The organism is Nodularia sp. LEGE 04288 (genome assembly GCF_963896525.1).
Lineage (GTDB): Bacteria > Cyanobacteriota > Cyanobacteriia > Cyanobacteriales > Nostocaceae > Nodularia.
This window is the reverse complement of the sequence record NZ_CAWQOY010000061.1, coordinates 1-4,416: the sequence shown is the minus strand read 5'-3', so window position 1 is coordinate 4,416 and position 4,416 is coordinate 1. Positions and strand designations below refer to the sequence as shown.

General features: G+C 41.4%; 3 protein-coding genes. 2 read left to right on the top strand and 1 reads right to left on the bottom strand.

Annotated elements, in window-relative coordinates; genetic code table 11:
* Nucleotides 1–343: 343 nt before the first annotated feature.
* The gene (locus AACX33_RS04790) at nucleotides 344–1,063 is read right to left on the bottom strand and encodes a fasciclin domain-containing protein (protein ID WP_194001073.1); all 720 of its coding nucleotides are present in this window, start codon (nucleotides 1,061–1,063) and stop codon (nucleotides 344–346) included.
* 370 nt (nucleotides 1,064–1,433) lie between these two features.
* On the opposite strand from AACX33_RS04790, the gene AACX33_RS04785 reads away from it, so the two are divergent.
* Entirely contained in the window at nucleotides 1,434–2,225 is a 792-nt protein-coding gene (locus tag AACX33_RS04785) for a glutathione S-transferase (protein WP_194001071.1), read from the top strand.
* Between the two features lie 170 nt (nucleotides 2,226–2,395).
* A complete protein-coding gene (locus tag AACX33_RS04780) occupies nucleotides 2,396–4,126 on the top strand; it encodes a helicase HerA domain-containing protein (RefSeq protein ID WP_194001069.1) in 1,731 nt (576 codons plus the stop codon).
* Nucleotides 4,127–4,416 lie beyond the last annotated feature (290 nt).

Sequence of the window (4,416 nt, the reverse complement as noted above, 5' to 3'; positions counted from 1 at the left end):
TTCGATAGCTTGGATGACCTTTTGACGAAGGTCGTAACTGTACGACTTGGGCATATAGCGATCGCCTCCCTCCATAGAAAAAGGTATTGTTACATTCTATGCTTAAATTACCTTGGCGATTGCTATAGATGTTTCGGCGTGAAGATTACAGAAAAATCCCGCCAGAACTAACATCTGCACGGGATTTGATTCTAGCTGGGATATTACAGCATTTTTTGGTTAATTAGACCAAAGTTTAGAGACTGGTGATGCTTAGTCTTTACAGGGTTTGAATTTCGGTTGTGTGTTTCATTTACCTGAGAATAGCTGTAATTGCGATCGCGATTCAACCTCTGCTTCAAACCTACAAGTCAGGAGGTAAAATCACCTGATCGATCGCGTGTATTACACCATTACTACCTTTGATATCTGCCTGAACTACCTTAGCGTCATTTACCATTACACCATCAGGACTCACTTTGACAGTGATTGCACCACCTTCAAGGCTTTGGACTTCGCCCGATTTCAAATCAGTCGATAAAACCGTACCACTGACAACATGGTAAGTTAATAGCTGCAACAAAACTTCTTTATTCTCTGGCTTCAACAAATCGCTCACAGCATCTGCGGGTAATTTAGCAAATGCAGCGTCAGTGGGAGCAAATACCGTTAAGTTATCTTTACCTTGCAAAGCTTCTGTCAATCCGGCTGCTTTTAAAGCTGCGGTTAAGGTTTTAAAGTTAGGGCTAGACTCTGCCAATGCTAACAAAGTTTGGTTTTGTGTCCCTGCTTCCGGAGGAGTTGTAGGAGTTGTAGGAGTTGTAGGAGTTGTAGGGGGTGTTGGTGTGACTCCTGGTCTGACTCCTGGGGTTGGTGTAGCCGGAGTGGTAGTCCGAGGACCACGGTTATAGGGAGGCTCATTGAAAATACTGGGTCTAGGATTTAGGACTCCACGACCAGCCTGTGCTACTAAATTATTGGTTACCTGATTGGCTCTAGATGGTAAAGTCACTAGGAGGCTAACGCTCGCTAAACCGACTACACCAGCCAATTTGGTCAAGAATTTGCTGTAATTTGTCTTCATAAATTTTGTTTGTCTTTCAGTTTTACAGGTCACATAAAGATTTATAACACTTCGCTACGCCAAATATCTAAATCAAGCATCAAGGTTGTTGGTGAATAGGATGATGTTCTGTGAGGATTTAGATTTTTGAACACCTGAATCTGAAAATTACGTAATTTGAGTATATTTATCCATGAATTTTGTTTGTGCAATATTTTAATCAATCAGGCAATAAGTTTCTGATATAAATGACTTAATTGCCCATAAATAGCCGAAAATAGTCTGTTTTGTGGAGAGGTTTCCAGATAAATTGCTGAATTTCTCAGGAAAATTACTTGAACTAAAGATACAATGAGAGCATTGTTCAATTAATCTGTTAACACTATAGATTATGCTGGAATTATACCAATGGGAATTATCTCACTACTCAGAGAAAGTGCGGTTAATCCTAGATTATAAAGGTCTAAATTACCGTAAGATAGAAGTTACGCCTGGGATGGGACAAGTCGATTTAGTCCGCCTGACTGGTCAAAGGCAAGTGCCAGTTTTAAAAGACGGTAGTAGATATATTGTTGATTCTACGGAAATTGCTAAATATTTAGACTTAGAATATCCTGAGCGCCCACTCATACCTCAAGATCCAAAGCAGCGGGGTTTATGCTTATTGATCGAAGAATGGGCAGATGAGTCCATAGCTGTCAAAGGCAGAAAAGCTCTTTTCTCTGCCATTAGTCAAGACCAAAATTTCCGCCAGTCTTTATTACCTAATTCCACACCTGATATCTTCAAAAATTTAGTGGCTGGAGTACCCAGTGATGTGTTGACTGTTTTGGGTTTTGGGGTGGGTTTTAGTCCCAATGTGATCAAATCAGCGATCGCCGACTTGAAACAAGATTTAGAATCGTTAACACTATTATTAGCGGATAGTCCATATTTAACCGGAGATGAGCCAACCTTAGCTGACTTAGCAGTGGCTGGTTTATCAATTTTGCTGAAGTTCCCCGAAGGAGCTTATCTGGATTTACCAGTTGGTCTGCGAGGTAAAGGTGTACCGGGATTAGCGGATAATCCTGATTATCAACCATTCTTTAATTGGCGCGATCGCTTATATGCTCAATTCCGTAAACCATTAATGAGTTTACCGACCGCTGGATCAGTACCGACTTCTATTCAAATTGATTAGATGATGGGATGATGTGGTGAGGGAATTTTGAAAAAGTTAGGAACCACAGATGTAGACGTAGGCTATACAGATAAATACAAATAAATCTGTACCTCATTCAATTGATCAGCCTATTTTCTCTCTCACAGTACAGTTCATCATCAGATAGCGCACCCACAATCATGTAACTAATGAATTCGGTACAACCATTAGGTTCAGTAATCCAAGGTTCTCTGACTGGGGGATTAGAAGTACGACTACACCCGGATATTTCGGTTGAAGATATGCGGGTAGGTAAATTTTTAGTTGTGCATGGACTGCGATCGCGCTTTTTCTGTATGCTGACAGATGTCGCATTGGGAACTGCGAATGATCGCATTATTGCTAGTCCCCCCAATTGGGAAGACACCTTTTTACGAGAAGTTTTAGCTGGTAGTGGTACATACGGTACTATCAACCTCTCACCGATGTTGATGTTCACACCCGAATCTGATGAATGTTTGTCATCCAATAATGGCAAATCAGCTAACGGTTTTGTCCCATCAGCAACTGGTTTAGCGTCATTTCAGGCTCAAACTAGTACCACGATGGAATTACTCCCGGTGAAAACTATTCCCAGTCACTTTAGCCAAGTTTACGAAGCCAGTGTGGATGATTTTCGTCGAGTATTTGGTTGGGAAGATGACCCCCAAAGGCGAAATTTCTCTATCGGTAAACCCTTAGATATGGATGTGCCTGTTTGTATCGATTTAAACCGCTTTGTTGAACGCAGTAATGGAGTATTTGGTAAATCGGGGACTGGTAAATCCTTCCTGACACGTTTACTTTTAGCCGGAGTCATCCGCAAAAATGCGGCAGTCAACTTGATATTTGATATGCACTCCGAGTATGGCTGGGAAGCAGTAGCCGAAGGTAAAAACGTGAATACTGTTAAAGGCTTAAAGCAACTATTTCCTGGTAAAGTAGAAGTCTACACCCTTGATCCCGAATCTACAAAACGCCGGGGTGTGCGTGATGCTCAAGAACTATATTTAAGTTACGAGCAAATTGAAGTTGAAGATATCAAGTTATGCAGTCGAGATTTAGGATTATCGGATGCAGCTTTGGATAACGCGAATATTTTGTATAGCGAGTTCGGCAAATCTTGGATAGTCCAATTGCTGAATATGACTAACGAAGAAATCGAAATGTTCTGCGACGAAAAGCGGGGACATAAAGGTTCAATTATGGGATTGCAGCGTAAACTCCTCCGCATGGATAGTTTAAAGTATATGCGAGGAGTTTGCCCCCAGAATTATATTAGTAAAATTGTGCAGTGTTTGGAAGCTGGGAAAAACGTAGTGATAGAATTTGGTTCCCAGTCCAATATGCTTTCTTATATGTTGGTGACTAATATGATCACCAGACGCATTCATGAACATTATGTCAAGAAAGCCGATAAATTTTTACAAAGCAAGAATCCATGCGATCGCCCCACACCATTAATGATTACCATTGAAGAGGCGCACCGTTTCCTTGACCCAGGAGTGGTACAAAGTACAATCTTTGGAACTATTGCCAGGGAACTGCGAAAATATTTTGTAACTTTGTTAGTTGTAGACCAACGTCCATCGGGGATTGATAATGAAGTAATGTCTCAAATTGGGACACGAATCACCGCTTTGCTCAATGATGATAAAGATATTGATGCCATTTTTACAGGTGTATCTGGTGCGGGTGGTTTGCGGTCAGTATTAGCTAAATTAGATTCTAAGCAACAAGCTTTAATTTTAGGTCATGCTGTACCCATGCCGGTGGTTGTAAAAACTCGTCCTTATGACGCAACTTTCTATGCAGAAATCGGTGACCCCGCTTGGGAAGAAAAACCAGATGCAGAAGTGTTCGCTGCGGCGGAATTAGCAAAAGCTGACTTAGGTTTTTAGGTGTGTATATTGTGCAAAAGTAATTGACTTAAAAACAAGATTTAAGCGGAAATCTAGTTCCCCTCCTCGCTTGCCTACGGTGTACACACAAGTGATCTGATCCCCCTAAATCCCCCTTAAAAAGGGGGACTTTAAGAAAATTTCCCCCCTTCTCAAGGGGGGCTAGGGGGGATCGAAACGCTGTTAGGCAACTTGATAAGATTTGTGTGTACACGGTAGCAAGCGAGGAGGGGAACCGGATTTACAGTGAAATTCGGTTTTTAGGGATGGAAAACCTTTTTGGCTCAAGA